The organism is Oceaniferula spumae (assembly GCF_042849255.1).
GTDB classification, from domain to species: Bacteria; Verrucomicrobiota; Verrucomicrobiia; order Verrucomicrobiales; family Akkermansiaceae; genus Oceaniferula; species Oceaniferula spumae.
Window position 1 is genome coordinate 1,491,373 of sequence record NZ_AP026866.1, and the last position, 23,578, is coordinate 1,514,950.

Here is a 23,578-nt window from a genome sequence, read left to right on the forward strand (position 1 = left end):
TTGGCAGAGTGGAAAACATGCCAGCCACTCACACCGCTCTCTATTACCATTTGGTATTTTCGACCAAAGACCGCGAAGAATGGTTTACTGAAGCATTCAGACCAGATCTGCACACTTACTTAGGTGGTGTCGTCCGTGGTTTGGAAGGTGTTGCCCTGGCTGTGGGTGGTGTAGCTGATCACGTTCACCTATTGGTCGGCTTAAAAGCCACGCATACTTTGTCGGACCTTATGCGTGAGTTGAAGGCATGTTCATCACGCTGGGTAAGCGAACAGCTGCGGATGAAAGCCTTTGCCTGGCAAGAAGGCTATGGTGCTTTCACCGTCAGCCCTCCGGATTTGGAAAAAGTGAGAGCCTATGTCTTGAATCAGAAGAAACATCATCGGAAAACCACATTCAAGGAGGAGTATGTGGCGATGTTAGAACGAGGGATGGTGGAATACGATGACACGTATCTTTGGTGAGGTGCAGCTTCTGTCGTCCCTCCGGGACTTGATCTGTCTATAGGCCTATTTATCTCGGGGTTTGCACCCCGCGCTAGTATCTATCGTCCCGCAGGGACTGTCCACTGCCCACCTGCCACCTGCCACCTGCCACCTGCCACCTGCCACCTGCCACCTGACACCTGACAACCGCCTACTTACCACCGACCACTGATTCCTGCCCCTTCGCGGCCAGTTTCTTTTTCTTCTTGGAAACGGCACAACCGCATCTTCCGCCGCAGCAGTTGGCGGCGCTTTCAGCTAGCTTGGTTTTGACCCAGCGGCGGATAAAAATGCCGATGGTCAGAATGACGATCGCAGGAGCGACGTAGGTTTGCCAGTTTTCCCAGTCCATGATTTAACAGTCGGCGATGTTGGGTTTGATGCAAGCGATGGATGGTCAGACCATCAATTTTCCTACCTGATAGATGGCAAAGGCAGCGAGCCAAGCCACGATTGTCATCGCAGCCAACTGGCCAAGCGCCCATTTCCACGAACCGGTTTCACGCCTGACCACAGCAGTGGTCGGTAAGCATTGCAGAGCATAAACGAAAAACACAAGAAGACTCAGGGTAGTCAGAGGTGTGTAGATCGGACTACCATCGGGCCAAGTGGCGGCATTCATCTTTGCGCGCAGCTGATCGAGGAAAGAGTCTTCGTCATCAAACTCCTCTTCATCTACCGAATAAGAAATCGCCAGACTGGAGTTGAACACCTCACGGGCGGCAAAGGCGGCGACCAAGGCTGTTCCGGTGCGCCAATCGTAGCCGAGAGGTTTGACTACAGGTTCGATACCGTGGCCGATTTTACCCATGTAACTTTGCTCAAGGGCCAAGCTGGCATCTTCAGCCGCAGGGCTTCCCTCCTCAGGTTTCGGATAAGTTTTCAGTGCCCACAGAATGATGGAAATACCGAGAATGATGGTGCCGGCTTTTGCCAGGAATGACCATGCGCGTTCTAACAAATGACGCATGATGTATTTCAAATCAGGAACCGTATATGAAGGCAGCTCCAACATGAAGTGGGTAGGCTCTTCGCCACCTTTCACTCTGGGAGCCAGCAACCAAGCCGCTAACAGAGCCGTGCTGGTTCCCAATAAATAGAGACCCGCTAGCGTCAGGGCTTGGACCATCGCACCATAACCAGCCAGCAGCATACCAATCAGCAAGGCATAAACGGGCAAGCGTGCGGTGCAGCTCATCCACGGTGCGATCATGATGGTGAGCAGGCGTTGCTTGGCACTGTCCATCGTGCGCGTGGCCATGATACCGGGAATGGCACAGGCGTAAGAACTGAGTAGGGGCAAAAAGGCCTTACCACTAAGACCGACTTTGCTCATGACATTGTCCATGAGGAAAGCAGCGCGCGACATATAACCAGACGTTTCCATCAGGCCGATAAAGAACAACAGCAGGAGAATCTGAGGCAGGAAGATCACCACACTGCCAACACCATCAATGATACCGTCTGTGATCAGATCCTTAACGTCTCCGGCAGGAAGCAAGGCGGCCACACTATCCTTGAGAGCTCCGATAATTTCTTCGACCCAGCCCATCGGGTATTCTGCGACTCTAAAGATAGTCCAGAACACCACTAACATTAATCCGGCAAATACAAACCATCCCCAGATAGGATGCAGCAAGACGCGGTCAATTTTGTCACTGTTAGTCAGACCATCGACCTCCTGTCGGCGCGCAGCCACCTTACAGATCGCTTGTGCACGTTTGGTTCTCGCTTGGGAAATACTTTCTTCAGGAGACGAGCCCGACCGGATCGCCGTATCTGCCACATCCATGGCCGACTGCCTAACTCCACGGTCAATGCCCGGCTGAGGCTCCGTGCGATAGACCGCATCCGCTAACAGATGAATCGCGTGGGCACCGGCGTTTTCCAGATCGTTAGACTCGAGCTTGCTCGTGAGATCATCAATGGCCTTCTCGGTATGTTTGTCAGCCTGCCATGTCCGGCGCGGAATATGAGGGAAAGGATGGCGGACGGCTTGCTTGATATCGATGACGCCTTTGCCTTTGTTTGCCTGGCAAGGCACAACCGGCAGCCCGAGTTCCTCGGAGAGCAACTCGACATTCATGCGAATGCCTTGTTTTTCTGCGAGATCGACTTTGTTCAAGACCACGATGACCGGCAGGCCGAGATCGATGACTTGGAAAACCAGATAGAGGTGGCGCTCCAAGTTAGAAGCATCCACGACACAGACGACGGCAGAAGGACGCTCGGCACCCTCTTGATCGCCTAACAAAACATCGCGCGTGATCCGCTCGTCAGGAGAGTTGGGGGAAAGCGAGTAACAACCGGGAAGATCCAACAGCTCGAATTTATTCCCATGAGGAGTCCTAAGAATCCCCGAAACTCTCGAGACTGTGGCACCAGCGTAGTTTCCTACCTTCTGATTAGAACCGGTTAGTGCGTTGAAAAGCGTGGTTTTCCCGCTGTTCGGGTTTCCCACAAGAGCAATTGTTTCCATACCTTAAATCGCAGGTTTTGACTGCTCGTAGTAATTAGACCATTTCGACCAACACTTGGTCACCAAGCTTCCGGCTCAGTGCCATGCGGGTGCCGCAGACGGAACAAATCATGTTTCGGCCGTCGGAGAGCTTGCAGATTTCCATTTCCTCGCAAAATCCAATTTCACGGAGACGCTGACACGCCTTTCCTTCCAACTGGCGAATACGCAGCTGACAGCCTGCACTAGCTTGGCTGAGGGTGGTGGCGTTGTCGACTTTCAGGTCTCTTGCGATGTCTGCTATCATGCTCGACCACAATGAAGCGTAATTGAGACTCGTTTGCAATAGCTTTCTCCCGCTATCTTCTGTCATCGGACGATTCTGGCTGAAATCTTGTCCATATCTGGTGAAAATGCGTCCGATTGAGCCGATTTTGTCTTTCCTCTTATGCCGCGCTTGTACACCTTTCCGGCGGCGAAAACGACGCCTCTCCTTTTTTACCATGAACATCCAAGCTAAAATCACACCTGTGCTCGATCCGGGTTTCGTTCCCGCTGTCCTTTGGAACCGCGCTTTCAAAGAAAAAGTAGCTACTGACCCCGGTGCGCATGATGTGAAAATCGCACTGGCTCGCTTGGACGGCACTGTTTTCCGCTATGACGTGAGGGTGCTGGCTCACGAAGGAGAAAACACAGCTCTGAACTTAAAATACATCGAGCGCATTGTGAAATTCATGCTCTGGGGGCATGGAGGCTGCACGATCTATATCGCCGGCAACGACAATATTGCCGCAGAACTTGGAGAAATTTACTCGGAAACCGGCGCCCGTAAGTTCGACTGGGACATCGTCGGCAAAGGCATGTTTGGTCAGAATATCGAAGTGAAAGCCGTAGGCTTGGATGATATCCCCGCACAAAACAGCCCCGCCGCTCCATTGGGTCGCAATCTCGACGGCAACCGCATTGGCTTTGACCTTGGTGGCTCCGATCGCAAGTGCGCCGCCGTCATCGATGGAGAGGTGGTGTTTTCCACAGAGATCCCATGGGACCCATATTTTCAAGAGGACCCGAGTTACCAGCGCGACGGTATCATCGATTCTCTCAAACTCGCCGCAGAGCACCTGCCGAGCGTCGATGCCATCGGGGGCTCATCAGCCGGTGTATATATCAACAACGAAGTGCGCATCGCCTCTCTCTTCCGTGGCATTAAAGATCCCGAAGTCTTTGAAAATGTCGTAGTTCCCATGTTCAAGGACATCGCCGCCGCAGAATATCCGGGCGTTCCATTTGAAGTTATCAATGATGGCGAAGTGACCGCTCTGGCCGGCTCGATCAGCATGAACACCAACTCCGTGTTAGGCGTTGCCATGGGCACGTCTGAAGCCGTTGGTTATGTCGACCCACAAGGCAACGTCACCACCCAAATCAACGAACTCGCTTTTGCTCCCATCGACTACCGTGAAAACGGTCCGGTCGACGAGTGGTCTGGCGATGAAGGCTGCGGTGTGCAATTTTTCTGCCAGCAAGGTGTAGCCCGCCTCGCCCCTGCCGCCGGTTTCGATTACGGCGACATGCCTTTCCCTGAGCAACTCATCGAAGTGCAGAAGGAAATGGCAAACGGCAATGAACAAGCAGCGAAAATCTATCAGACCATCGGCACATGCTTTGGTTACGCCATCGCGCACTACGCGGATTTCTATGATATCGGCACGCTGATCATCATGGGCCGTGCCACCTCCGGCCCTGGCGGCCAAGTCATGATCGATGCTGCCGAGGAAGTCCTCGAAGCGGAGTTCCCTGAGCTGGCCAAGAAAATCAACATCACCCAGCCGGACGAGAAGATGAAACGTCACGGTCAAGCCGTTGCCGCAGCTTCTCTGCCAGCCATTCCCAAAGCTTAAATTGGATACTGATACCTCCATCAAGGCCAAGCTAGTATTCGACGATCGGTCCCACCTCGGGGCCTTTCGTTTACACATGTGGCACCGCTACCGCAATTGGTTGATGATCCGCACCTTTCTCAGTGCTGCGGTAATGTTAGCCGGTGCGATTTTGATCATCAGCGAAGGACTTACCCCCTTTTCCGTGCTGATGCTAATGGTGGGCACCTTCGCCCTGCTACGTCCGTTGATCTGGAAAGTCATGCACGCTAGAAATTTGCGTCAGCTTCCCGGCTATGGGCAGACAGCCTACTACACCTTCACTCCGGACGGCCTCGCCATCCATGGAGCAGACGGCGATGCAAATATGAAGTGGTCCGGACTTTTCGAAACCGTCAGCACCAAGCAGGGGCTACTCCTATACCACGGAAAAAAATCCTACAGCTGGGTGCCCTTGGAAGCTTTTGATTCAGCGGATGACATGAAGCAAGTCGCGGAGTGGGCGAACGCCTCTCAAGATTAGGAAATCAGCTTTGGTCGGGTGAGTATCGATACCCCACCCCCCGCACCGTTCCAATGATGCGGGAGCACCCCAGGTCTTGTTCTATTTTTTTCCTGAGGGTGAAGATGTGTTGATCAAGTGTTCTAGAATCAGGGAAATAATCCATCCCCCAGCAATGATCCCAAAAAGTATCTCGTGAGACCGGGACTCCGGCACGATCGTAGAGCAACTTGAGCATTGAGACCTCTCGCGGCGTTAGATCGATTTTTGCCTCACCGTGCTCCGCCAGTAATTTTTGCGGACTAACTAACAGCTCATTCATTTCGAAATGATCCGGTTCATGCAGATGGGCCGACCGGCGTAGGGCAGCACGAATCCGCGCCATCACTTCGCCTCGATTGAAGGGCTTGCGGATGAAGTCATCGGCGCCGAGATCGAGTCCGGCGATCAGATCGCTCTCCTCGCTTTTTGCGGAGAGAAATAAGATAGGCACCTTGCTGTCTTTCTCACGGATGGTTTTACAAACTTCGTAGCCGTTGCACTTGGGCATCATGATATCGAGACAGACCAAATCTGGAGATGACTCCTGCCATAGCTCCAGAGCCTCCAGTCCATTTTCCGCTTTAAAAACTTCGAAGCCTTCCGCCTCTATGCACGTCGCCAGTGCGTCCAGCGTCAGAGGGTCATCATCGGTTACCAAGACCTTCATATCACCTGCTTGTTATCTCCCGCTACAGCACATATCACATTGACTGGCAGGGTGAGTTCAAAGTGACAGCCGACCTCACAGTCGACCATTTTCAGCGTACCACCTAGCTTCGTGGCCAGTTGACTCGCGATCGACAGACCTAAGCCTGCTCCACTCGAGCCTTCGTTGACACTGTTTTCCAATCGTTCGAACGATTGAAATACTCGTGTTCTTTCCGCCTCGGGAATCCCAGCACCTCGATCCCTAACAGATACAACTAACTGCTCGTCACGGAGAAGAGTCTTAATCCCCAGCCATTTTCCAGAGCTGGCGTATTTTTCTACATTCGAGACCAGATTGGCAACGATCTGAGTCAGCGCGTCAGGGTCGGTTTCCACCGCAGCGTTGACAGCAGGCTCATATTCTAACTCGATGCCGCGCCTAGTGAGTGCAGGTCGGCAAGAATCGAGCAAGCGAGCAATCACCTCATCGGGGAGACAGGATTCTCGATGAACCTCAAGAGTGCCGCGATCACAGTGGGAGAACGTTAGAACATTACTTACCAATCGGTTGAGTCGATCGATCTCCTGCCCAACAAGTCCTAAACGGTGGCGAGTATTTTTTTCACCCTCACCCAGTGAGTCCATGGCAAGGTCCAGATTGAGCGCCATATTGGTAAGTGGCGATCCCAGTTCATGAGAAACTTGGTTTACGAACGACACTCGCTGCCTGGCTAGCTTGAGAGAACGTCGCTGTTGCTGGTAGAGGAGAAACCCACTTAGCACGAAAACAGCTGCCAGCGTCAGGGCAATGGCCAAGACAGCGGCGCTGTGATGAGAACTCTGGGAAATCCTATCCCATGCCTGAATTTGCCATGTCCCGGAATGCAGACGTTGCGGCATAACAAGCGCGGCACCTCCCCGCGTTTGCTCGTCGCCTGCACGAAGAATCTCCCCCGATGGTGAGGAGATGGCAAAATGGGTGGACGATTCACGGAGTGGAGTCAGCGGATCCTGCATCCAGTCTTCAAGATGCACAGCCGTGCGCCGATTCAGCTCGTCCTTATCGACCACGGTGGCAACAAGATGCTCTGCATCTGGGCGGGTCCAATAGATAAGATGCTTTTCATCTGGTGCATTCAACCATCCACTTTCTCCAGGCTTAGTCTGCCCTACCATCTCAGCAGGAATGATCACTGCCCTACTCAGCACTAATGGAGGACGCAGACCCTCTACACTCACTTCAGGAAGCGGGGCTGACTGAGACGGGCTCAAGAGTTCAAACGAGCGGATCATTTTTTTCTCCGAGAAGAGATACATGGATTTCAGCGCGACGATATCTTCCGCACTCCCCCTAACATCATCGCCGCCACTCAGAAAATATTGCGCCGAAAGGTGTTCGAGGTGACTAATGTATAGTTCGTCCAGACGTTCTAACTCCGCCTGAAAATCTGCCGCAAAATCCAGCACCCGCTCACGGTCAACGGGGATGCGCTCCTCCACCTCACGTCTTGCCAGCCGCTCACCCACGATGGCTGTGAGCACAGCCATGATGAGCATCGGCAAGAGGGTCAGGTGAAAGATACGCATTGGTGATTCCTGTTACGGTTTTACAGGACGGACAGTGACAGTAGCAAACCATACTCGGTTTGGCAAATCGCCATCAAGCTTGGAGGATGGTGGACGATTCATTGTGCCCAAGAGATAAGGTTTGCCGATGTTGAGCGTCACATTGGTCTGCAATCGCTGAGTTTCAAAAACTGGCATTGTTGTCTCAGCCACTCCTTGTCCTGCCACACTCTCGCCTATGTGGTTGATGAATTCTGGAGCTATGATGAGGTCACAGGTCCCATCATTATTACCTGCAAGCAAAAATTCAGTCTCAACGGTGACTCCTACATTGCGGGTCTCAAAGGCCGAAGGCGTGACTGGAACTTTCAGTCCTTCCAGGCTTTTCACACTGGGGGCTTTCGAGAGGTTTTCTGTCTGATCTGCACTCGACTCGCCGCTTTTATCAACACCCTTATTTCCCATGGGTGAGATATTTACGCCCAGGGTGGTTGGAACTTTTGGCGCTTCATATTCTGTTGGATAGATCATCTCCCGCACGGCTTCGTTCGTTATTTTTTGACCTGATGTGCCACGCAGCACGACCAATACTTCCTGTTTTCCCTTTTGCACCAAACTTTGATAAGTCTGCTCATCGGTGTTACCGCTTCTCATCAGCTCGGCCGCATCTTTTAGAGGTAAAGAAAAAGCCTCAAAGAGAATGGCATGCGTGGCGGCCTCCTCAGCAACTGGCTTATTCGCTACAGCAGCGGGTTGAGGTTTTCCGCTTTTGACAAAAGGGTCGGCCTTGCTCTGAGCCATGAGACTGGCTGCGAACGACAGGCTGATTAACGTAGTTGTGGTAATGTGTTTTAGTTTCATAACGCCATCATATTGCCATAGCCTCGATCGAGTTGTGTCAAATCCATGTCAAATTTCGACTTTTTTTAAGGTCGTCGCTCAGCTGCTTTTACAGAAACATTCACCTTACCGTTAGCGTAGCCCCATCAATGAACTTGTCCCCTGCCCTCATTCTAAACTGCCTTGTGCTATCCATCTGCTCTCTTCACGCTGATGAGCTACCATGGCAGCCCGACTCCAAACGACAAGATGGTGTGCCAGAGGGGAAAGTCACTCGTCACGAGATCCGCAGCCAGGTTTTCCCCGGCACACTGCGCCAATATTATATTTACGTGCCAGCCCAATACGATTCCAGCAAACCGGCGGCGGTGATGGTTTTCCAAGATGGCCATAACTACGTCAAAAAGAATGGCGACTTCCGCACACCAATCGTTTTCGACAACCTGATTGCCAAAAAGCAAATGCCGGTAACCATCGGCATTTTCGTCAACCCAGGGCTGCATGTTGAGACAATCGAAGGCGTCCAAGGCTGGAACACGGAGAAAAAGAAAAGCAACCGCAGCGTTGAATACGACAGCCTCAGTGGCAAATATGCCGAGTTTTTGGAGAAAGAACTACTGCCCGCCGTGGCCAAAGACTTCAACCTTACAACCGACCCAAATCAGCGTGCCATCTGTGGACTCAGCTCCGGTGGCATCTGCGCTTTTACCGTCGCGTGGGAGCGGCCCGATCTGTTTCGCAGGGTGATGAGCCATATCGGATCGTTCACTAACATCCGTGGCGGTCATGTCTATCCTGCCCTCATCCGCAAAGGTGACCTCCGCCCAATACGTGTCTATTTACAAGACGGCAAAGACGACCTCGATAATGCTCACGGCAACTGGTGGTTAGGAAATCAGCAAATGCAAAAAGCTCTGGAATTCCGCAAATACCAGCACATGTGGGTTCCCACCGAAGGCGGTCACAGCGGCAAGTTCGGGGGCAGGCTTTTCCCAGACGGCCTGCGCTGGCTATGGAAATCGTAGGGTCACTCTGCTTGCAGCAGCTGCTTGATTTTTTGATACGGTAGGATCGACGCCTTGTAGTCGTCTTCATCCCAGTCTTTTTCTTGGTAGTAACGCTCAAATTGAGCGAGCTGCAACTCTGTCTCTTCCAGTGCAGTTTTCCTACTTGTATTTCTAACACTTTTATCTGCGCCCTTGCTTAGCAGAAAATCCACACTCTCCACCTGACCTGTGTAAACAGCTGAAAGCAAGGGGCTGTTCTTCGACTTGCTTTGGGCATCAATGGACAACTCTGAATCCAACAAATACCTCATTATTTCAATGTGTCCCAGTGCCGCCGCCATATGAAGCGCTGAGATTCCGTCCTGCCCCGCCATCGATGCATCCGCTCCCCTCGCAACAAGCAGACGCACCACTCCCAACTTTCCAGACCTCACAGCCGCCACCACAGCAGGGCGACCGAAGCCGTCCAACCGATTCACACCAGCCCCATGATCCAGCAGCATGTTGATCACCTCTGTTTGGCCCGATTCCGCAGCGGCAGTGAGCGCGCTTTCACCCTCGATGTCATTCCGCCACCCCCAGAGTGCCCGTGCATCTGGATCACAGCCTTTGCGGATGCCTCGTTTGACCTCTCTCAGATCACCGTGACGGCAGCTTTTCACAAACTCGTCAGGAGTCGGTTTACGGAATTTTTGATAGAGGAAAAAACCACCCAAGGCTAGGAGGACCATCAGTGAGATGGCTGTAATACCATAAATGGTTCGCCGGATCATTTTTATAAGCATTTCCCCTGCAGCATACTAGAAAGTTACAAATAAGCCTCATCGATAACCCCAATACTCAGATTGAGCCTGGTGATGATTTCTTATTTCCGAAGGTGGCGATATCGTCAGACGATCCCTCCTCAGCAATCTTACCCGATGCTATAGAATGAAGGCCGCATGCCTCCTATTCATCTGCCAAGCGACGGACTATATCTCATTGACGGCATTGGTCCGTTTTTCCGTGCGGCGAAAGCCTCCCGCATCAATTGGTCAAAAATACCCTTCACTGATCTGCCGGAAGATGAAGGTTTTTGGGAAACCCTGCGCGAGGAGTTCACCATCTTTGCCGACAAGGCACGGGAACTTGGGTTTAATGCCATCACTCTAGACGATCTCGCACATCTCACTGAGCACCCGGCTCACGATGACGAGACGAATCGACGCATCCGCTTTTTCGCTGAGCAGTTTGAACCGCTGCTGGAAATCCTGACAAACCGCGGATTACAACCGTGGATCACCAGCGACATCCTCTGCCTTTCCAAAAGCTCTGCTGAAAAAATCGGCGACTCTCATGCAGCGCGTAATGCGCATTACCTGGATCTGGTTGATCGATTCTTGAAAACCTTCCCCACTGTCAAAGGCCTGATCCTTCGCATAGGCGAATCCGATGGCCTTGATGTCAAAGACCCGATTCGCTCCCATCTCCACCTACGAACGCCCAAACAGACCAATCAATTTCTCCGCGCTCTGTTGCCTCTAACCGATCAATCACGCACCAAGGTGATTCTTCGAACATGGACCGTTGGTGCCCACCGGATTGGTGATCTTATTTGGCACCGTGGTCGACTGGCCGACACGCTGAAAGGGATCACCTCACCCCATTTTATCTTGTCGATGAAACCTGGGGAGTCTGACTTCTTCCGCCACATCCCACTCAACCGAGCGTTCTTCCAATATCAGGGGCCCAAGCTCCTCGAACTCCAGGCACGCCGAGAATACGAAGGAGCCGGCGAATTTCCCTCATACATTGGATTCCAAAACCAGTGGCTTCGCGATGAACTGACCGACTGTCAAAACTTGTTAGGAATTTCCGTATGGGGTCAGACTGGCGGCTGGCACCGATTCAAGCGTCTCACATTCCTCGATCCGGAAGGATTCTGGAATGAACTCAATGTTCGCTCGGCGATTGATATTTTCCGACATCAACTCACGCCAGAGCAGTCACTCGCCCGAGTCGTCGCGCCCCGCCAAGCCGCTGCCGCTGTCGAGCTGATGCAACACAGCGATTATGTCGTCAGTCAGCTCTATTACATCGCGGAGTTTGCGCGGATGAAGCTGTTTTTCCGCAGAGTGCGCATTCCACCATTGCTGCACATCTACTGGGATTCCCTTTTCATTCACGCACCGATCCGGAAGCTCCTGCGTCACTTCGTAAGCGATCACGATGCTGCCATCAGTCAGGCAGAAGGTGCGATGCAACGTTTTCCCCGCATGATCGAACTATGCCGTTTACTGGACTGGCCAGTGGACGACATTCACTTCATGCGAGACACCTGCCAGATGATTACACTGGCCAGAAGATACTATTTCTCTCGGTATGACCCAGCGTTAGTAGAGACCATCCGGAAGGAAAAGGATCGCTACAAAAAAAACTGGCCTGCATCCAAACGGGCCCGCTACCGGATCAAAACCAATTTCAAACCCGCCAAGATCAAACGCCGCACTCTGGCGTGGGGCTCCAGACTCCTGCTCCGGAAGAAGCGCGGTTACCGCCCGCTGCTAGACCACCTTTTTACTCTCAATCTTTTGTCGATTCTCTACCGGCTTTTCAAAAACCGCTCTCAGAAATCCATGCCCAAGTTCATCCGCAAGTCGGCCATGGGGATCGATAGCCTGTTTAGATAGAGACTAGGAACGACGGCGCTGGAACAACACCAAGGCTGCACCGAGCACTGACAAGAGAGAGGTGCTGGGCTCAGGCACACTGAAGAAGATGGCATCAATCGCACCCGAGGAGTTATCGAGGGTGAATTTAAGTTCGGCGATTTCATCCAGATCATAGTCCGTGACATCGATTGGCTTGAGCCGGTTGATGTAATTATCTCCGGATTCAATTGTTGGATCGTAAAGAGCGTGTCCGGGGGTGGTCACATTCGCATAGGACAGCATCACCACCTTGCCGTTACGACCAGTGGCCTGGATCCACCAAGCTTCACCATCATTTTCAAAATCCGCTATAACGGTCGAAAATGTGGTGTAGGAAAACCCTGCAGCAATGGAAAAGGTGAACTCTCCTCCGCTCGCATTATCATCAGGATCTGAATAGACGTTGTTCACTGAGTCGAAATCATCGTTTTCGGGGAGAATAAGCAATCCTCCAGCGACGTAGTCGGATCCCAAGTTGCCACCATCCCAACCATTGGGATTGACGGTTCCAGTGCTGACGCGCTGAAGATCTGCGTCGGCAGTGGTCCCTCTTCTTTCAGAATCGAAGACAATGGCATCAGTGTTCGGGTCAATCCCCCCAGGTCGTAATGACACAGCTGAAAGGGTGACCCCAAAATTGTCGGCATACTGATCCTTGACCACGGTTCCGTGGGCAAAGTCGAAATCAAGATAAGCCTGTGCGCTGAGGGTCTGAACCTGGAGTAAAGCAAGCATGCCTAGCAATACAGTGAAGACCGGTTGAGATAATTTTGATTTTTCCATACAATGAGAGCGTTCGGGTGTGTGACGACCGCTTTTTATATAATTTATTTATTATTGCAATATTTAATTTCAGTATTTTTACACTATTAACATTATAACTGTATCAATATGGTTAAAATGACGTGATCAAGGCACGAAAACATCATTTATTCGTAAATATCAATTCTCGTGATAGCGGAAAGCCACCCCCGAGACACAGATTTCAGCGGTGAAATGAGCTAAGACGTTCTTTTTCCTACCCTTGCTTGACGAAACGACGAAGCTGGCTATGTGTTTCGCCCATGCAAGAGCACTTCCAAGAAAACGAAGATGTCGTGACAGAGGAAACCGCAGCTGATGCCGCGGCTGAAAGCACATCCAACAACGAAACCGCAGGGGCTGAGCAAAAGCCTGTGGAAGAGAGCGGGGAGCCTGCCGATAACAGCCCGGAGGCTGAGATCGATCCATGGGAAGCCCTTGAACTCGAAGTTGCCAAGTGGAAAGACCAAGCGATCCGCAACGCCGCTGAGCTGGACAACTATCGCAAGCGCATGTCTCGCGAAAAACTCGATGCCGTTCGCTACGGCAACCAAAGCCTGCTGGAGGAACTCCTTCCGGTGTTAGACAATTTCAACATGGGCATGCAAGCCGCCGCCCAGGAACAAGGATCCATGCTCTATATGGGTATGGACATGGTGCACAAACAGATAGGCGAATTCCTCAGCTCTCAGAATGTGGAGGAAATCCCAGCCGAGCCCAACGGCGCATTTGATCCCAATCTTCACGAGGCGATTAGCCAGGAACCCAGCACCGAGATCGCGGAAGGCAACATCGTCAGAGTCGTGCGCAAGGGTTACCGGATCGGAGAACGCCTGCTCCGCCCATCCAACGTCACCGTCTCGCTCGGCGATCAACCTCAACCTGAAAGCGAATAAGCATGATGACCAAACGCGACTATTACGAAATCCTCGGAGTTTCCAAAGATGCCACTGCGTCAGAGCTGAAAAAAGCCTATCGCAAACTCGCCATCAAATTCCACCCGGACAAAAACCCGAACGACAAGGAGGCTGAGGAAAAGTTCAAGGAACTCGGCGAAGCCTACGAAGCCCTAAGCGACGAGGACAAACGCGCGGCCTATGATCGCTACGGACACGCTGCCTTTGAAAACGGCGGCGGTGGTCGCGGCGGATTCGGCGGTGGCTTCCACGATGCGTCTGACATTTTCTCCCAAGTCTTCGGCGGAGCCTTCGGTGGCGGCGGATTTGAGGACATCTTTGGCGGCGGTGGTCGCCGACGCAATCCCTCAGGACGCCAACCCGGCAGCGACCTGCGCTATGATCTCGAAATCACCCTGGAAGAAGCCGCTGAAGGCATCCAGAAGGAACTCGAAATCGAAAAACTTGAGGCCTGTGACACCTGTGACAGCTCCGGCTCGAAGAGTGGCAACGGTCGCAACACCTGCTCCACCTGCGGTGGCCAGGGCGCGGTCACACGTCAGGCCGGTATCTTCATCCAGCAGACAGAATGCCCGGCATGCCATGGCGCCGGACAAACCATCTCTGACCCCTGCCCGTCTTGTCACGGCGAAGGACGCAAGAACGAGACTAGCCGGATCAAAATCAACATCCCAGCCGGGGTAGACGACGGCACTCGCCTCCGTTCCACTGGCAACGGTGACGCCGGCATGCGTGGTGGCCAGCCTGGCGACCTCTACGTTTTCCTGCATGTTAAGAAGCACGACGTCTTCGAGCGTGAAGGTGACGACCTCTTCTGCGAGGTGCCCATGCCGTTCTCAACCGCCGCTCTAGGTGGCGAGCTGGAAGTCCCCACCCTCGAAGGAAGGTCTTCGATTAAAATCCCACCCGGAACCCAGGGAGGCACCACCTTCCGCTTACGGAATCGTGGCATCAAAGACCTGCGCACCGGAGGCAAAGGCGACCTGCACGTGGAAGTCCACGTGGAAGTCCCCACCAAGCTCAACGGCGATCAAAAGGAGAAGCTCACCGAGTTTTCCGAATCTATCGGGGTGAAAAACAACCCGATGCAGGAGTCCTTCTTCGAGAAAGCCAAGCGCTTTTTCGGATCCTAACATCATCTAACCAATCAGCACCCCGTGAACCGCTATTACCTGCCGAGCGATCAATGGGAAGCCGGGGTGCTGCGGCTCACCGGAGACGAGGCGAAGCACTGCGCCCGAGTCATGCGTGCCCGCGAAGGCGATGGCGCTGAAATTTTCGACGGTGCTGGAAGGAGTGCTGTTTGCGAAATTGAGGCTGTCAGTCGCGATCAAGTCACCTGCCGGATTCTGGAGGAAAGTAACTCTCCTGCGCCAGCGATGCCGGTGACACTGTGCCAGTCGATCCCCAAAGGCGGCAACATGGAGCTCATCATCCAGAAAGGGGTGGAACTGGGCGTCAACGCCATTCAACCACTCATCACCGCCCGCACGGTCGCCAGACCCGAATCACTGGGAAAAAAACGCGATAAATGGCAGCGCATCGCCCTCGAAGCTTGCAAGCAATGCGGCCAAAACCATTTACCAGAGCTTGCTGAACCGCGCCCATTTTCCTCTTGGATCAACGACCTGGAACCCTTTGAAACCGCTCTGATTGCCGCACTCGATCCGGCGTCACTGCATTTCAAAGAATATCTCAATCGCCAACCATTATCTGGCAGCATCGGCCTCCTGATAGGCCCGGAAGGTGATTTCACTCCCGAGGAATATCAACAAGCTTACCGCAGCGGTTTTCAACCGATCAGCTTTGGCAGCATTGTGATGCGGGTGGAAACGGCCTCCATTTACGGATTAAGTGTGATCCAGCACGAACGGTCGTTCACCTAAGTCATTTGCTTTGTTGCAATTAGAGTGCGAATAAATTGCACACTCGTACCTCTTATTACCGAAAGTCGGTAAATCCTGATCAATTGGTCATGCGTGAACCTTTGACACACCGCATTATTAAAAAATATTGACATTATAATTTTTCAAACTATGAATCCTCCTCCCCCCCCAAAGATTTATCACACAATACATCTGATGGGATCATTCATAACCAAACCCCTGCTCACCGCAGTGCTTGCCGTGAGCACTATGTCTGCGAGCGCTTGGACACCTGGCACAGGCAGCGAATCTGCTACCACTGGCTTTGCGGTGGACACACAGTCGCGCAACGATGTCATTTCATTCTGGCATACAGTTTACCAGCAATCCGAGGGTTATGAAACCCGGATGAACTGGACTGGTTCCGTAGCCAGCGGCACACCTGGCAGCACATCCACGGCCTTTAAGAACGACGTGCAGAGACGCATCAATTTCTACCGCGCGATGGCAGGTATGGATGCCAGCGTAGATCTCACCAGCACGGCAACGGTCGTCTTAGGCGGAAGCACGCCGGCTGCAGCAAAGCCCAGCGCGTCAACGACCAAGCAGAGCGCCGCCCAGGCAGCAGCCTTGATGCTTTCCAGAAATTCGGCGCAATATCTTCCCGGAGGCGGTGTGGCTACTGGAGCTCACAATCCCCATGATCCCCCGTCTAGCTGGAGCCTCGATAACAGCACCGCGCGAAACGGCGCATTCCACTCTAACTTGGCTGTGGGTCATTACGGACCTGGGGCGATCGACGCTTATATGAGTGAAGACGCCCAAGGCGCAGCGGGCGGAGAGAACAGCGATGCAGGGCACAGGCGCTATATCCTTTTTTCCCGTATTCAAGAATTTGCCAGTGGTGATGTCACTGGCGATAACGACGATTACTACCCTGCCAATGCTCTTTACGTAAGCGGCAATCTCCTTACTCCCCCAGCCTCTCCCAAATTCATCCCTTGGCCTAACGCAGGTTACATACCAGAGCAGATCACGCCCCAGCGCTGGTCGTTGTCTTTCCCCGACGCCGACTTTTCATCCGCTTCTGTAAGCATGACGGATATCAATGGGTCGCCGGTTTCACTTTCCATCGTTTCCAAAACAGCGAGCTACGCTGACAACACCATCGTTTGGAAACCCAACTCAGGAGCGATCGCGTCCGCCGATTTCGATGATCAGACTTACAACGTTACCGTCTCTAACATCAACATCGGAGGAAGCCTGCACAGCTATAGCTATCAGGTAACCATCATCAACCCCAATCGGTTGTTAGAAAGCACTGACCTCTTTGGTAGCACCAGTCCTCCTAACAGCGGCGCTAATTATTTCTTTAATCCGATCGAGCAAGCCGAAGAATACCAACTCGACGTTTCCACCCTTACCTCGGCCGCTTGGTTTGAGGGCGCGGAGGACGGCACGGACGCTCTCATCGTCGATGGCACGGATGCCGCTTACGATTTACGTACCGCCCATACCTGGCAGGGAAATCAATTCTGGCACAGCGGCAGTAAGGCCTTCAGACTGGCTTTCCCTGTTAACGAATTTGACGCCTTCCAGTCGTTCCTCATCAATCGCACTATCATCCCACGCGCAGGTGGAGCTATCAGCTTCCGTTTTCGCCGAGGCTACATGGCAAGTAACACACGGCTTTCCGTTCAATCATCTACCGACGGCGGAGTCACCTGGACTACACTCCAATTTTATTCTGGCACGAACCGGATCGATAACTTCTTCAGCAGCCAGACAGTCAATCTTCCGAGCACAAACCAAGAGACACTTCTCCGCTTTGTCCTCCATCAACCAGCGAATACAGGTGTATTCAGCTTGCAGACTCACTCGAACTTTCCAATCGGGGCATTCGTCGATGACATCACACCTGTGAACTGTGACGTTCTGGAATCACTGGCACCTACCACCTACAGCGCCAGCAGTGACTTTGTCACTCTCAATGCCAGCACCGGAGGTGGCGCATTGAACGTTGCTACCCCATACACTCTGCGACTAAGAGTTCGCGTGGGAAATCACTGGTTCCCCTTTGGCCAAGCCTTGGAGGTGACGCCGGTATCTGCTGCCAGCCTGAGCAACTACCAACTGTGGTTCCGAGGCCAGTATGCCATTGTCGGCTCGTTTTCTGATGATTATGACCAAGACGGCATTCCCAATGGTGTGGAGCGTGTCTTCGGACTAAATCCACTTGATGGCAGCGATGGTCAGTCGGCTCTTTCCCCGCAAATTTCAGGCGGAAACTTTTCCCTGTCACACGCCATCATCCCAGGTGCCAGCGTCTCTGCCGAGTGTTCGACCACGCTGGCTCCTGGTAGCTGGCAGCCGGTCAGTGTCACTATCTCAGGTGGTGTCGCCACGGCCACTGTGCCGCTCAACACACCCACCTGCTTTATTCGGTGGGTCAGCAGCGAGTCCTAACCTAATGGGTCTCGCGCGGTCTCTTACTGCTTGCGCGAGATCGAGTTCCTGTAGACATCCACAGCCCGCGCTACGGCAGCGGCGAGAGTCTTCTGGTAAACTGGAGAATGAACCTTGGCCGCCTCGGTCCGGTTCGACAGGAAACCACCCTCCAAAAGAATGGCCGGAATTTCGATACCCGTCAGCACATTGAATCTGGCACGTTTGATACCACGATCGCTGATCTTGAAATTGTTTCCGGCCTCATTGTTGAGGTAAAGCAGTGTGCGACTGTGCACCGCCGTGGCCAAAGCGATACTGGCAGAGTCCATGATATTTCCAGGAACAAGATTGAAATCACGTTCACGAACTCCCCTGCCCAGGTGGGGCACACCCACGGGAGAAACGGTAAATGTCTCGATACCATTTGCCCGTGATTGCCCGGAGTTAAAGTGAATGCTCAAAAAGATGGCGTTTTTGTATTTATTCGCAATCCGAACGCGGTTGGACAAACTAATGAACACATCACTGTCGCGCGTCATAACCACATTGTAACCTTTCCGTTGCAGTTCATCACGCAGCAGGCGGGCCACCGTCAGGGTGTAAGTTTTTTCATAACTAAAATGCCCGGTCGAACCTGAATCGTGACCGCCATGACCAGCATCTACGACCACCGTTTTGAACGGTTTGGCACTGCTGATGTAGGATGGACGCATCACCGGATCGATGAGCTTCACCAGATCGGTTCGTGAAATGAGATACTTCCCACTGTATGGCACAATCGGATGGCTCATGATAAACAAGACACCATTCATGTAACACTGCTGCGAACCCGACCTCATACGGATTTTTACTTTCTTATTTTCCAATGTCAGCGAGCTGCCGAAAGTTAGCTTATCGAAGTGATAAAAGGTCTTCACATCGCGTAAGCTCACATAATTGACACCTTTGTATTTTACAGGATTCCATTTGAATCCTTGGGCATAGCTACACACCGCGGTGCAACACAGAATACAGACTATCAGTGCGGAAATCAGGCTGGCGGAGCGTTTTTTTGCCATCGGTTCGATCAAGTTATGGGTCGGGGGACGCCCTTCAGAGTAAACTTTCTGTCTGGAATGACAATGGAATTTCTTAGGAAGGCTCATTTCCTGACTGGCTCAGGCCTCGACACGGTCACTTGCGACTGCTAGGCCTACGTGCATGGAATCTGTGAATGCTGTTGGCAACTACCGCGCCCAGTGGGGCGAAGGCCCTATCTGGTGGAACGACCGCCTACTCTATGTGGACATCGAAAAGCATCTGGTGCTGGAATATGATCCTGAGTCTGGCGAGGAAAAGTCCTGGAATGTAAGCGACACTGTTGGACGGATCGGCACCGTCGTGCCTCGGATCAAAACCGACGGCGGCGACCTCCTCGTGGCTGGTGACACCGGTCTGCATTTTCTCGATCGAAGCACTGGCAAAACCACCGCCATCACCGATCCAGAACCGGATAAGGAGAACAATCGCTTCAACGACGGTAAGTGCTCACCTGACGGACGCTTCTTCGCCGGAACCATCAGCCTGGTGAAAAACCAAGGTGATGCCACCCTTTACCGACTCGACCCCGATCTCACCCTGCACACAGCCTTCGAAGGAGTCACTAACTCTAACGGCATCATCTGGAGTGCCGATGGGGCCACCTGCTATTACATCGACACACCGCGTCTGGAGGTGATGGCATTCGACTACTCACCAGACACCGGACAGCTCAGCAAACAGCGCAACGTCATTTCCACCAGCGACATCTCGGCTTCTCCGGATGGAATGACCATCGATGCCAACGGCAACTTGTGGGTCGCGTTCTGCCATGGTGCCTGTGTGGCCTGTTATGATCCTAACAGCGGCAAAGAGCTCCACCGCGTTGAGCTCCCCTGTCTGGAGACCACTGCCTGTGCCTTCGGAGGCAATGGTCTCGATGAACTTTACGTCACCACCGGCATTCACAAAACCGAAACCGAAGAACACGCCGGCCGACTCCTTAAAGTCACTGGACTAGGTGTCCAAGGAGTGGCCGCTACTCCGTTCGCAGGCTGATTTCTCTCGGCAACATGCCTCTTTTCTCGACAGATTCTACGAACGTTGCACTCACTCCCTGCGGTCCCTGCGCGTGGCTATTGCAACATGAGGATCACTCCCTGCTGACCGAACTGTCGGAAGCCATTCTTGAGAATCCTCCGCCCTCCTTCATCGAACCGGTTCTCGGCTACGACACCCTACTGTTCCATTTCTCCAGCCCCATTCCGGAGGAAACATTACGCAGCCACATCCGCTCACTGACGGTCGGCAGCCATAGCCGTCAAGAGCGCTCCCGTCACATCATTTCCGTCCGTTATAACAGCCCTGATCTTCAGGAAATAGCCGACGATCTCAAGCTCTCCAGAGAGGAAATCATCCAGCTCCACTGCGCCCCAACTTACACTGTTAGATTTCTTGGGTTCTCTCCTGGCTTCGCCTACCTTGACGGATTGGATACCCAACTACATCTCCCGCGCCGCAGTTCACCGCGCACCAGAATCGAACCTGGCTCGGTCGCCATCGGAGGCTCGCATGCTGGGATCTATACCATACCCAGCCCAGGTGGGTGGAATATCCTTGGTCATACCGACCACCCTCTTTTCTCGCCTGAAAAAAACGACCTGACCGCCTTCACCTTGAAACCCGGCGATACCCTCAAGTTCCAGTCCGTCGACTAGATTGACCTAACAGATTAATGCACCCCGTCGCCCGCATCACCTCCACTGGCCCAGGTCTCAGCTACCAGGATTCTGGGCGAATCGGATATTCTCGTTTTGGAGTTGCACCCGCTGGTCCGATGGACTCGCACGCTTTCACTGCGGCGAATCATTTGCTCGATAACCTCCCTGACGCTACCTGCCTGGAGATCACCCTTGGTGGGGTCAGCTTGGAAATCCTCGAACCCACTTGGATTGCCCTAACCGGCGCCGCTTCATCTTCTCGACTACCTCCTTGGTCCGCCCGACCATTCCAGGCTGGAGAAATCCTCGTGATCAACCCTGCTCCCCACGGCATCTGGTCGTATATGGCCTTTCCGGGCGGCCTAGTTACTAACAAAGCCTTCGGTAGCAGCTCACGCCATGAGCGCTCCAATCTCGGACCCAATATCAACACCGACGCCACTCTCATGTTGCCGGCAGCGGTCGGAAATATCTACCCCCACATAGGTTCTCGGGCACTAACAGATTCAGAAACGCGCGACTACTCCAGCCCGCCACCTATCCGCGTTCACCCCGGACCTCACTCCATCGCTGACAAAACCCTCGAAACATTCTTCAACAACCACTGGACCATTTCCAACCAATCAGACCGCACCGGTTTTCGCCTCACTGGCCCCACCCTCGCCCCTGAACCTACCGTGCCCAGTCTCCCCGTCCTGCCTGGAACCATCCAGCTGCCACCTTCCGGCCAGCCGATTGTCACCCTCAACGATGGCCCCACCACCGGCGGCTACCCGATACTCGGCATCATCGATCCCGACGACCTTTCTTACTTCAGCCAGCACGCCCCCTTCTCCACCGTCCACTTCAACCCCATCTAACAGTGCCGAAAAAACTTCATATCAACTGTGACCTCGGCGAATGGGAAGCTGACACTCACACCGCTGCCCTGATGCAGCACATTCACCTCGCGAACATTGCCTGTGGCGGACATGCCGGTAGCGCCGAAACCATCACGCGCTGCGCCAAGCTCGCCGCCGAACATGGAGTACTAACAGGAGCCCATCCTGGAGTCTCAGGAAATCGTGGCCGCGTTCTTCCCGACGGATTCACCACCGATGACTTCATTGATTTGTTAGAAAGCCAGATCAACCTCTACCTATCCACCGGCACACCACTGAACCACATCAAACTTCACGGCGCACTCTACCACCTCAGCGAGACAGATCATTCCATCCGTGGGGCCTTTCTCAATTTCGCCAAAAAACGCAGTACCCCCATTATCGCCCTCGCCGGTGGAACCGTCGCCATCGCTGCCGACGCTTTGAACATTCCCGTGCTACACGAAGCCTTTCTTGATCGTAACTATCTACCTGATGGAAACCTAGTGCCCAGAACTGAACCCAATGCACAACTAACAGACCTGCCTGAAATCAAAAAACGCATCTTGGAGTATCATCAGGAAAAGTCCCCAATTGCCCCTGATACCCTCTGCATTCACTCAGACTCACCGACCTGCCTAACCATCGCCGAAACGGCTCGCGATACTCTCGATCAACTCGGTCACTCCCACTGAATAACGTTACACCGATGCAATAGTCACTATCTATTGACACCACTCACATATGCTGCTTTTTTAGCATCAATGAAGCCCGTCGTATCAATCGCAGTGATTACTTTCATCTGCAATTCGTGTATTCTTCCAGTCCCGCATAGAAGGGTTCACGCGCCAGGCCATGAAGGACAAGTGTTAGATGAGCAAACCAAACAACCGGTTGTAGGTGCCAAAATCACATCTGACCCGGATGAAACTTCGTCGGTGATGACTAACACCGAGGGCAAATTCAGGATCAAGCCTGTTTATGGCTGGCATGGCGCGTATTTATTCGGTCCAATTTCCTACTCAATGTTTCCGCACTTTGATATGCCTCTGAGATCAACTCCATTTTGGATCGTTGCTGATGGTTATATCGATAAGAAGATTAATCACAATGGAGTGATCTTCCTCAAGCCCACTATTGAAAATCCAACTCGATATAATCCATCCCTGCATTAGGATGTCGATGCGATGAATTCCAAAGTCGACGATTATATCAGTGAGGCTTCCGAGTGGAGTGACGAGCTAGGCCGTTTAAGAGCCATCATCCTCGATTGCGGATTGACCGAGGAATTCAAGTGGCGCGCGCCATGTTATACGTTTCAGAAAAAGAACGTTCTGATGTTAGGGGCTTTGAAAGAAAGCTGTGTTCTGAGTTTTCTCAAAGGAGCACTGCTCAAGGACGCTCGACACCTCCTATCCAAACCCGGAGAAAACACACAAGCGGCACGAGTGATTCGCTTTACCCAGCTTCAGGAAATTCTCGAGGTGGAATCGACTTTGAAAAACTATATTCATGAGGCCATCGAGATTGAAAAGTCTGGTGTGCAAGTGCCCGAGAACAAGAATGCAGAACCGATTCCTGAAGAACTCCAAAACGCGTTCGATCAAAGCCCCTCTTTCAAGACTGCATTCGAGGCTCTGACTCCGGGGCGACAGAGAGGATATATTCTCTATTTCTCCGCCGCCAAACAATCCGCGACGCGCGTCACCAGAATTGAAAAATACACACCACGTATCATGGACGGTAAAGGAATCCACGACTGCACCTGTGGTTTATCCAAGAAGATGCCTACTTGCGACGGCTCGCATAAATTTATTAAGTGATCGGGGGG

At 52.8% G+C, this 23,578-nt stretch carries 24 protein-coding genes; 15 read left to right on the plus strand and 9 right to left on the minus strand.

Annotation, left to right across the window (positions count from 1 at the left end; genetic code table 11):
• Positions 1 to 17 precede the first annotated feature (17 nt).
• Positions 18 to 464, plus strand: a complete 447-nt coding sequence (tnpA, locus tag ACSPJT_RS06255; protein ID WP_435895508.1) for an IS200/IS605 family transposase — start codon at positions 18 to 20, stop codon at positions 462 to 464.
• 172 nt (positions 465 to 636) lie between these two features.
• On the opposite strand, the gene ACSPJT_RS06260 is transcribed toward tnpA, so the two are convergent.
• From ACSPJT_RS06260 to ACSPJT_RS06270, 3 genes are read right to left on the minus strand one after another with little or no spacing between them, the layout of a single operon-like run.
• On the minus strand, positions 637 to 837 hold the full coding sequence (locus tag ACSPJT_RS06260) for a hypothetical protein (RefSeq protein WP_435895509.1): 201 nt from the start codon (positions 835 to 837) through the stop codon (positions 637 to 639).
• Positions 838 to 882: 45 nt separating this feature from the next.
• The gene (gene feoB, locus ACSPJT_RS06265) at positions 883 to 2,964 is read right to left on the minus strand and encodes a ferrous iron transport protein B (protein WP_435895510.1); all 2,082 of its coding nucleotides are present in this window, start codon (positions 2,962 to 2,964) and stop codon (positions 883 to 885) included.
• A gap of 34 nt (positions 2,965 to 2,998) precedes the next feature.
• Positions 2,999 to 3,250 (minus strand): FeoA family protein, encoded by a 252-nt coding sequence (locus tag ACSPJT_RS06270; RefSeq protein ID WP_435895511.1) that lies wholly within the window; start codon positions 3,248 to 3,250, stop codon positions 2,999 to 3,001.
• Positions 3,251 to 3,446: 196 nt separating this feature from the next.
• Here ACSPJT_RS06270 and ACSPJT_RS06275 point away from each other — a divergent pair, with 196 nt between their 5' ends.
• Both ACSPJT_RS06275 and ACSPJT_RS06280 read left to right on the plus strand, forming a co-directional pair.
• Positions 3,447 to 4,844: an ROK family protein gene (locus tag ACSPJT_RS06275; RefSeq protein ID WP_435895512.1), complete on the plus strand. Its 1,398-nt coding sequence runs from the start codon at positions 3,447 to 3,449 to the stop codon at positions 4,842 to 4,844.
• A 1-nt stretch (position 4,845) separates the two neighbouring features.
• The gene (locus tag ACSPJT_RS06280; protein ID WP_435895513.1) at positions 4,846 to 5,346 is read left to right on the plus strand and encodes a YcxB family protein; all 501 of its coding nucleotides are present in this window, start codon (positions 4,846 to 4,848) and stop codon (positions 5,344 to 5,346) included.
• A 4-nt stretch (positions 5,347 to 5,350) separates the two neighbouring features.
• Here ACSPJT_RS06280 and ACSPJT_RS06285 read toward each other — a convergent pair whose 3' ends face one another.
• The 3 genes from ACSPJT_RS06285 to ACSPJT_RS06295 are packed head-to-tail and all read right to left on the minus strand — an operon-like array spanning position 5,351 to position 8,442.
• On the minus strand, positions 5,351 to 6,034 hold the full coding sequence (locus ACSPJT_RS06285) for a response regulator transcription factor (protein ID WP_435895514.1): 684 nt from the start codon (positions 6,032 to 6,034) through the stop codon (positions 5,351 to 5,353).
• Positions 6,031 to 7,602, minus strand: coding sequence for a sensor histidine kinase (locus tag ACSPJT_RS06290; protein ID WP_435895515.1), 1,572 nt, complete (start codon positions 7,600 to 7,602; stop codon positions 6,031 to 6,033). The genes ACSPJT_RS06285 and ACSPJT_RS06290 overlap by 4 nt, the downstream gene beginning before the upstream one ends.
• Before the next feature lie 12 nt (positions 7,603 to 7,614).
• The gene (locus ACSPJT_RS06295; RefSeq protein ID WP_435895516.1) at positions 7,615 to 8,442 is read right to left on the minus strand and encodes a hypothetical protein; all 828 of its coding nucleotides are present in this window, start codon (positions 8,440 to 8,442) and stop codon (positions 7,615 to 7,617) included.
• 128 nt (positions 8,443 to 8,570) lie between these two features.
• Here ACSPJT_RS06295 and ACSPJT_RS06300 point away from each other — a divergent pair, with 128 nt between their 5' ends.
• Positions 8,571 to 9,446 (plus strand): alpha/beta hydrolase, encoded by an 876-nt coding sequence (locus ACSPJT_RS06300; protein WP_435895517.1) that lies wholly within the window; start codon positions 8,571 to 8,573, stop codon positions 9,444 to 9,446.
• Between the two features lie 2 nt (positions 9,447 to 9,448).
• On the opposite strand, the gene ACSPJT_RS06305 is transcribed toward ACSPJT_RS06300, so the two are convergent.
• On the minus strand, positions 9,449 to 10,201 hold the full coding sequence (locus tag ACSPJT_RS06305; protein WP_435895518.1) for an ankyrin repeat domain-containing protein: 753 nt from the start codon (positions 10,199 to 10,201) through the stop codon (positions 9,449 to 9,451).
• Positions 10,202 to 10,369: 168 nt separating this feature from the next.
• Between ACSPJT_RS06305 and ACSPJT_RS06310 the strand changes: the two genes are divergently transcribed.
• The gene (locus tag ACSPJT_RS06310; RefSeq protein WP_435895519.1) at positions 10,370 to 12,097 is read left to right on the plus strand and encodes a hypothetical protein; all 1,728 of its coding nucleotides are present in this window, start codon (positions 10,370 to 10,372) and stop codon (positions 12,095 to 12,097) included.
• 3 nt (positions 12,098 to 12,100) lie between these two features.
• Here ACSPJT_RS06310 and ACSPJT_RS06315 read toward each other — a convergent pair whose 3' ends face one another.
• A complete protein-coding gene (locus ACSPJT_RS06315; RefSeq protein ID WP_435895520.1) occupies positions 12,101 to 12,853 on the minus strand; it encodes a PEP-CTERM sorting domain-containing protein in 753 nt (250 codons plus the stop codon).
• Positions 12,854 to 13,182: 329 nt separating this feature from the next.
• Between ACSPJT_RS06315 and grpE the strand changes: the two genes are divergently transcribed.
• From grpE to ACSPJT_RS06335, 4 genes are all read left to right on the plus strand, one after another.
• On the plus strand, positions 13,183 to 13,815 hold the full coding sequence (gene grpE, locus ACSPJT_RS06320; protein WP_435895521.1) for a nucleotide exchange factor GrpE: 633 nt from the start codon (positions 13,183 to 13,185) through the stop codon (positions 13,813 to 13,815).
• A gap of 2 nt (positions 13,816 to 13,817) precedes the next feature.
• Positions 13,818 to 14,969 (plus strand): molecular chaperone DnaJ, encoded by a 1,152-nt coding sequence (gene dnaJ, locus ACSPJT_RS06325; RefSeq protein WP_435895522.1) that lies wholly within the window; start codon positions 13,818 to 13,820, stop codon positions 14,967 to 14,969.
• Positions 14,970 to 14,993: 24 nt separating this feature from the next.
• Entirely contained in the window at positions 14,994 to 15,722 is a 729-nt protein-coding gene (locus tag ACSPJT_RS06330) for a 16S rRNA (uracil(1498)-N(3))-methyltransferase (RefSeq protein ID WP_435895523.1), read from the plus strand.
• 195 nt (positions 15,723 to 15,917) lie between these two features.
• Complete coding sequence (locus ACSPJT_RS06335) at positions 15,918 to 18,167, plus strand: hypothetical protein (protein WP_435895524.1); 2,250 nt, start codon at positions 15,918 to 15,920, stop codon at positions 18,165 to 18,167.
• Between the two features lie 23 nt (positions 18,168 to 18,190).
• Here ACSPJT_RS06335 and ACSPJT_RS06340 read toward each other — a convergent pair whose 3' ends face one another.
• The gene (locus tag ACSPJT_RS06340) at positions 18,191 to 19,207 is read right to left on the minus strand and encodes an N-acetylmuramoyl-L-alanine amidase family protein (protein ID WP_435895525.1); all 1,017 of its coding nucleotides are present in this window, start codon (positions 19,205 to 19,207) and stop codon (positions 18,191 to 18,193) included.
• A 142-nt stretch (positions 19,208 to 19,349) separates the two neighbouring features.
• Between ACSPJT_RS06340 and ACSPJT_RS06345 the strand changes: the two genes are divergently transcribed.
• The 6 genes from ACSPJT_RS06345 to ACSPJT_RS06370 all read left to right on the plus strand — a co-directional run bounded on the left by ACSPJT_RS06345 (position 19,350) and on the right by ACSPJT_RS06370 (position 23,570).
• The gene (locus tag ACSPJT_RS06345) at positions 19,350 to 20,225 is read left to right on the plus strand and encodes an SMP-30/gluconolactonase/LRE family protein (RefSeq protein ID WP_435895526.1); all 876 of its coding nucleotides are present in this window, start codon (positions 19,350 to 19,352) and stop codon (positions 20,223 to 20,225) included.
• 14 nt (positions 20,226 to 20,239) lie between these two features.
• Complete coding sequence (locus tag ACSPJT_RS06350) at positions 20,240 to 20,884, plus strand: 5-oxoprolinase subunit B family protein (RefSeq protein ID WP_435895527.1); 645 nt, start codon at positions 20,240 to 20,242, stop codon at positions 20,882 to 20,884.
• 17 nt (positions 20,885 to 20,901) lie between these two features.
• Positions 20,902 to 21,747 carry a biotin-dependent carboxyltransferase family protein gene (locus ACSPJT_RS06355; protein ID WP_435895528.1) on the plus strand — a complete coding sequence of 282 codons (846 nt, stop codon included), beginning with the start codon at positions 20,902 to 20,904 and terminating at the stop codon, positions 21,745 to 21,747.
• Between the two features lie 2 nt (positions 21,748 to 21,749).
• Positions 21,750 to 22,442 (plus strand): LamB/YcsF family protein, encoded by a 693-nt coding sequence (locus tag ACSPJT_RS06360; RefSeq protein WP_435895529.1) that lies wholly within the window; start codon positions 21,750 to 21,752, stop codon positions 22,440 to 22,442.
• Positions 22,443 to 22,511: 69 nt separating this feature from the next.
• Positions 22,512 to 22,922 (plus strand): hypothetical protein, encoded by a 411-nt coding sequence (locus ACSPJT_RS06365; protein ID WP_435895530.1) that lies wholly within the window; start codon positions 22,512 to 22,514, stop codon positions 22,920 to 22,922.
• 12 nt (positions 22,923 to 22,934) lie between these two features.
• Positions 22,935 to 23,570 carry a YdeI/OmpD-associated family protein gene (locus ACSPJT_RS06370; RefSeq protein WP_435895531.1) on the plus strand — a complete coding sequence of 212 codons (636 nt, stop codon included), beginning with the start codon at positions 22,935 to 22,937 and terminating at the stop codon, positions 23,568 to 23,570.
• Positions 23,571 to 23,578: the final 8 nt, after the last annotated feature.

Coding starts and splice junctions, on each gene's coding strand:
- ACSPJT_RS06300 (WP_435895517.1), top strand. CDS start 8,571: ATGAACTTGTCCCCTGCCCTCATTCTAAACTGCCTTGTGCTATCCATC.
- tnpA (WP_435895508.1), top strand. CDS start 18: ATGCCAGCCACTCACACCGCTCTCTATTACCATTTGGTATTTTCGACC.
- grpE (WP_435895521.1), top strand. CDS start 13,183: ATGCAAGAGCACTTCCAAGAAAACGAAGATGTCGTGACAGAGGAAACC.
- ACSPJT_RS06350 (WP_435895527.1), top strand. CDS start 20,240: ATGCCTCTTTTCTCGACAGATTCTACGAACGTTGCACTCACTCCCTGC.
- feoB (WP_435895510.1), bottom strand. CDS start 2,964: ATGGAAACAATTGCTCTTGTGGGAAACCCGAACAGCGGGAAAACCACG.
- dnaJ (WP_435895522.1), top strand. CDS start 13,818: ATGATGACCAAACGCGACTATTACGAAATCCTCGGAGTTTCCAAAGAT.
- ACSPJT_RS06270 (WP_435895511.1), bottom strand. CDS start 3,250: ATGATAGCAGACATCGCAAGAGACCTGAAAGTCGACAACGCCACCACC.
- ACSPJT_RS06290 (WP_435895515.1), bottom strand. CDS start 7,602: ATGCGTATCTTTCACCTGACCCTCTTGCCGATGCTCATCATGGCTGTG.
- ACSPJT_RS06340 (WP_435895525.1), bottom strand. CDS start 19,207: ATGGCAAAAAAACGCTCCGCCAGCCTGATTTCCGCACTGATAGTCTGT.
- ACSPJT_RS06370 (WP_435895531.1), top strand. CDS start 22,935: ATGAATTCCAAAGTCGACGATTATATCAGTGAGGCTTCCGAGTGGAGT.
- ACSPJT_RS06365 (WP_435895530.1), top strand. CDS start 22,512: ATGAAGCCCGTCGTATCAATCGCAGTGATTACTTTCATCTGCAATTCG.
- ACSPJT_RS06305 (WP_435895518.1), bottom strand. CDS start 10,201: ATGATCCGGCGAACCATTTATGGTATTACAGCCATCTCACTGATGGTC.
- ACSPJT_RS06285 (WP_435895514.1), bottom strand. CDS start 6,034: ATGAAGGTCTTGGTAACCGATGATGACCCTCTGACGCTGGACGCACTG.
- ACSPJT_RS06310 (WP_435895519.1), top strand. CDS start 10,370: ATGCCTCCTATTCATCTGCCAAGCGACGGACTATATCTCATTGACGGC.
- ACSPJT_RS06260 (WP_435895509.1), bottom strand. CDS start 837: ATGGACTGGGAAAACTGGCAAACCTACGTCGCTCCTGCGATCGTCATT.
- ACSPJT_RS06295 (WP_435895516.1), bottom strand. CDS start 8,442: ATGAAACTAAAACACATTACCACAACTACGTTAATCAGCCTGTCGTTC.
- ACSPJT_RS06355 (WP_435895528.1), top strand. CDS start 20,902: ATGCACCCCGTCGCCCGCATCACCTCCACTGGCCCAGGTCTCAGCTAC.
- ACSPJT_RS06315 (WP_435895520.1), bottom strand. CDS start 12,853: ATGCTTGCTTTACTCCAGGTTCAGACCCTCAGCGCACAGGCTTATCTT.
- ACSPJT_RS06335 (WP_435895524.1), top strand. CDS start 15,918: ATGGGATCATTCATAACCAAACCCCTGCTCACCGCAGTGCTTGCCGTG.
- ACSPJT_RS06345 (WP_435895526.1), top strand. CDS start 19,350: ATGGAATCTGTGAATGCTGTTGGCAACTACCGCGCCCAGTGGGGCGAA.
- ACSPJT_RS06275 (WP_435895512.1), top strand. CDS start 3,447: ATGAACATCCAAGCTAAAATCACACCTGTGCTCGATCCGGGTTTCGTT.